Origin of the sequence: Pseudoalteromonas sp. 78C3 (assembly GCF_002836695.1) — a bacterium.
Taxonomy (GTDB): domain Bacteria; phylum Pseudomonadota; class Gammaproteobacteria; order Enterobacterales; family Alteromonadaceae; genus Pseudoalteromonas; species Pseudoalteromonas arctica.
In genome coordinates this window covers 1-3,601 of sequence record NZ_PJAV01000017.1, presented here as the reverse complement: position 1 = coordinate 3,601, position 3,601 = coordinate 1, and the positions used below count along the sequence as shown (strand labels likewise).

Genomic DNA, 3,601 nt, shown 5'->3' with positions numbered 1-3,601 from the left:
GTATCACGTAATACTTTTTTAATTGAAGCGTCAGTTACATAACGAGCTATGCCTGTCATAGCTGAAAGTAATGTAGCGTCAGTGAAGTACTTCGGTGGTGTAGTTTGCTTTTCTATCAAGTCGGCTTGCTGGCAATGTACTTCATCTCCTTTTGAAACATTAGGTAGACTAACCGCTGAAAATTCACTTTCCCCCTGTGATTTTTGTTTTGAAGGAAATAAAGCTTTCCAACCTTGCGATACCACGTCTTTTTGTTTGGAAATAAATAAACCACCTGACACTTCTGTATCGATTTGTTTATCTACATACTCAAATGGAGGGTAGAACTGAATAAGATACTGGCGAGCAACAAGTTCATAAATATTATTTTCAGCAGGTGATAAACGGCTTAAATCGGTTGTTTTTGATGTAGGAATTATCGCGTGGTGGGCACTTACCTTTGAGTCATTCCAGGCTTTACTTTTTAAACTCAGATTCGCGTTTTTTGCGGTATCACTTAAAGCTAAGCAGGATTTACCAATAGCGCCTACGACTTGCTTAACATCATTCAAATGTTCTTTAGGTAAATACCGGCAATCTGAGCGAGGGTAAGTAATTAGTTTATGTCGCTCGTATAATTGCTGACACGTATCAAGTACTGACTGTGCGCTCATACCAAACCTTTTTGCGGCATCAATTTGTAAGGCAGATAAACTGTACGGTAATGGCGGAGGTGTCGCTTTTTTTGCTTGAGTTACATTAACTACTTTCCCCGCTTTATTTTGTACCTTTGAAATAACATTTAATGCTAACGCTTTAGACAACACCCGATTATCTTCATCCATGTAAGGCTCACATGCTTTACTTGGACGCCATTTAGCCTGATACACCTCACCTTTTGAAGTAAGAAGCGTACAGATAACCTCATAGAATGGTTTTGATACAAAATTCGCAATCTCTAGGTCTCTGTGGACAATCAAACCTAAAACGGGTGTCTGTACCCTCCCAATTGATAGGACCCCGCTATAACCAGATTGACGTCCTTGTAGCGTACATAGGCGAGTCATATTAATTCCGTAAAGCCAATCTGCTCTAGCTCGTGCTAAAGCAGATGTAGCAAGCGGAATGAAATCTGTATTTTTACGTAAATTGTTTAATGCTTTTTTTACTGCTGCTGGATTCAAGTCACTAATTAAGCACCTTAAAACCTGTGTTTTTTTTGCTTTAGACACACCACAATGATTGATCACTTCGTCAATCAGGATTTGCCCAACTCGATCTGGATCGCCCATATTAACTAGCGTATCGGCTTTTTTTATTAATGTTTTTACTACTGTAAATTGCTTTCTTGTTTTACTTTTAACGACAAGCTTCCATTCATTTGGAACAATAGGCAAATGCTCAACAGCCCATTTTTTATAATCGGGGTTGTATGCTTCAGGCTCAGCTTGTTCTAATAAATGACCTATGCACCAAGTAACAACATCGCCATTACCAGCGGTGATAAAACCATCACTTTTTTTATGTGGTTTAGGTAGTACATCTACAAGTGCCCTGCCAAGGCTTGGCTTTTCTGCAATAAACAATCTCATACGTTTTCAACCATAACCTTTAAGTCTATGTAAATAATATATTTTGGATGTATTTAATCTTCATTATTCATCAAAACTGATTCACGAAACTGATGAATAATGGTTTGCATTTTATCAATAACATCACTAGTAATTGTATTGTGTAAAGCTGCTTCTTCTGTTTCCAATATGAGTTTTTCAAACATTAATTCTGTTGAGCGTATAACCATAACTGTGCTCATAGTTTCTTTATAATTAGTAATTTCATTAAAAGCTAAATCTATATACGTATCTAAGGAAGTAGAATTACTATGACCTGTATATTGCTGTAACTCTAACTTCAAAGCCTCTGAATTGATTAGAGCTCGCCGAAATTCATCTTTATTATTTATGTTATGCCTACTAATTAAATCAACCATTATTCGGGTAATGAACCCATGTCTAAATAAGTGACCATGACCAAGGCTTGTATCAACATTTGAAATCTGGCATAAGCGGTTCATTTCACCCGTTAACGTTTCAGCCTTTAATGGTTTCCCTGTTCTGTGATTAATTAATAAATACCCATGATCATTCTTCAAACCAATAGTATTTCTGATTATTCTCTTTCTAGACATATCAACGTAGAACATACAATCTTGAAGAAAACCTCTAGGAACAGGTACTTTTCTTATCTTCCCTTTTTTTGCAGTAAACATCGAAAGTAAAGGTGAGCTGTCATTAGTGTTTAGTGCCTCAATAATATCCTTTACTTTTAAATGGACTATTTCAACTCTTCTCCCCCCCGTTATTTCGTAAGCAAATAGCATTACCTTACGTCTCAATCTTAAATGCTTGTCTGAAGTTTTTAGAGCACTTAGTTTTAGCTTTTTAACAACATCAATACTTACTGGGCTTTTGGATTTGATTGGACTAGGTTGAGGAAACGATGAGTGATGCCAATATAGTTTTTTGTTTTGACCTGATTTTGTATAAAAACTAAATGACTTGCTTTCTATTACGATAGAGCAACCTTGAGATCCAATTAAATTATCAATAAAGTGATATTCTTCAATAAAGCTTAAAAAAGCTATCGTTCTTCGCCCTATTGTCAAAATTGAATTTGTGGTTCGAATTGAATCTCCAGCAGTAGTTCTGATATTGAGACTATTAATAAACTGTGTAAACCTGTTATCAGTGAGCTCAGTGAAGTTAATTTTATTATTAAAACAAAATCTAATTATAGGTGAGATATTTTTTGCATACTCTGCGATCGTACCACCTCGAGTACGTCGACTTAAATGCTTTGACCAAAGCTTTAACATGTAAGCATTAGCTTCTACGCATGGTAGACCATTTGGCCAATATACGAAGGGTAAGTTACTAGCTTCTCTGGTTATAACTCTACCAGAGGCCGTATCCACATAATAAGGGAGTTGAGTAGACTCTGGCATGATTTTTAATAACTGTTTATTATTCATTAGCATTAATGAAAAAAAGTTTTGAATTTATGATTTTAATTTCTTTTTTGCATAAATTTAGAGTTTCAGGGCTAGCTTTTGAAGCATAGTTTATAGACATTCTTTTTAAATCCTGTAACACAAGAACTAACTGCATATTCTGCTGACGCAACTTTTCTATATCAGACTCGCTTTCCCGTAGCTTGAGTATGATACCTTTTTTAGTCGTTTTATTATTTTCAGCCGGCTCTATTTTTAATTGTTGTTGCTTATTTAAAGCAGTAATCCTTAGCAAGTTTAACCCGTGGTAACCATCAGGTAAAAATATATCAGCATGAGACTTTAAGGTGTTTAATGAGGATGAAATTATGCCAAACTCTTTATTTTCGTAAGTAGCTAACTTTCTTTGCGAGCTTAATAGCTTTAATAGTAAGCTGATATCCTCTTTGTTATTGGGTTCTGATGCATTATTTAGGTTGGTTAAAAGCTTTTCCAACGCTTTGATAGAAGCTCTTTTCTTTTCTGAAATTTTCATTCTGAAGGCTCTTCCTTAACAATTAGTGATAAGTGCACTTCATTTATAGGATTACCTAATTTATCTTTAACTTTTAA

Annotated in this window: 3 protein-coding genes; all 3 read right to left on the bottom strand. The window is 35.2% G+C overall.

Going from position 1 to position 3,601, the window contains the following annotated elements; all coding sequences use genetic code 11:
• Positions 1 to 1,571: DNA topoisomerase III (locus CXF76_RS00420; protein WP_101162782.1), on the bottom strand; the 1,571-nt coding region annotated here is incomplete at its 3' end.
• 53 nt (positions 1,572 to 1,624) lie between these two features.
• Complete coding sequence (locus tag CXF76_RS00415; RefSeq protein WP_157823323.1) at positions 1,625 to 3,010, bottom strand: tyrosine-type recombinase/integrase; 1,386 nt, start codon at positions 3,008 to 3,010, stop codon at positions 1,625 to 1,627.
• On the bottom strand, positions 3,003 to 3,524 hold the full coding sequence (locus CXF76_RS00410; RefSeq protein WP_101162779.1) for a hypothetical protein: 522 nt from the start codon (positions 3,522 to 3,524) through the stop codon (positions 3,003 to 3,005). The genes CXF76_RS00415 and CXF76_RS00410 overlap by 8 nt, the downstream gene beginning before the upstream one ends.
• Positions 3,525 to 3,601: the final 77 nt, after the last annotated feature.

Excerpts from the sequence above, each read along its gene's own strand:
- CXF76_RS00415 (WP_157823323.1), bottom strand. The coding sequence starts at position 3,010 with ATGAATAATAAACAGTTATTAAAAATCATGCCAGAGTCTACTCAACTC.
- CXF76_RS00410 (WP_101162779.1), bottom strand. The coding sequence starts at position 3,524 with ATGAAAATTTCAGAAAAGAAAAGAGCTTCTATCAAAGCGTTGGAAAAG.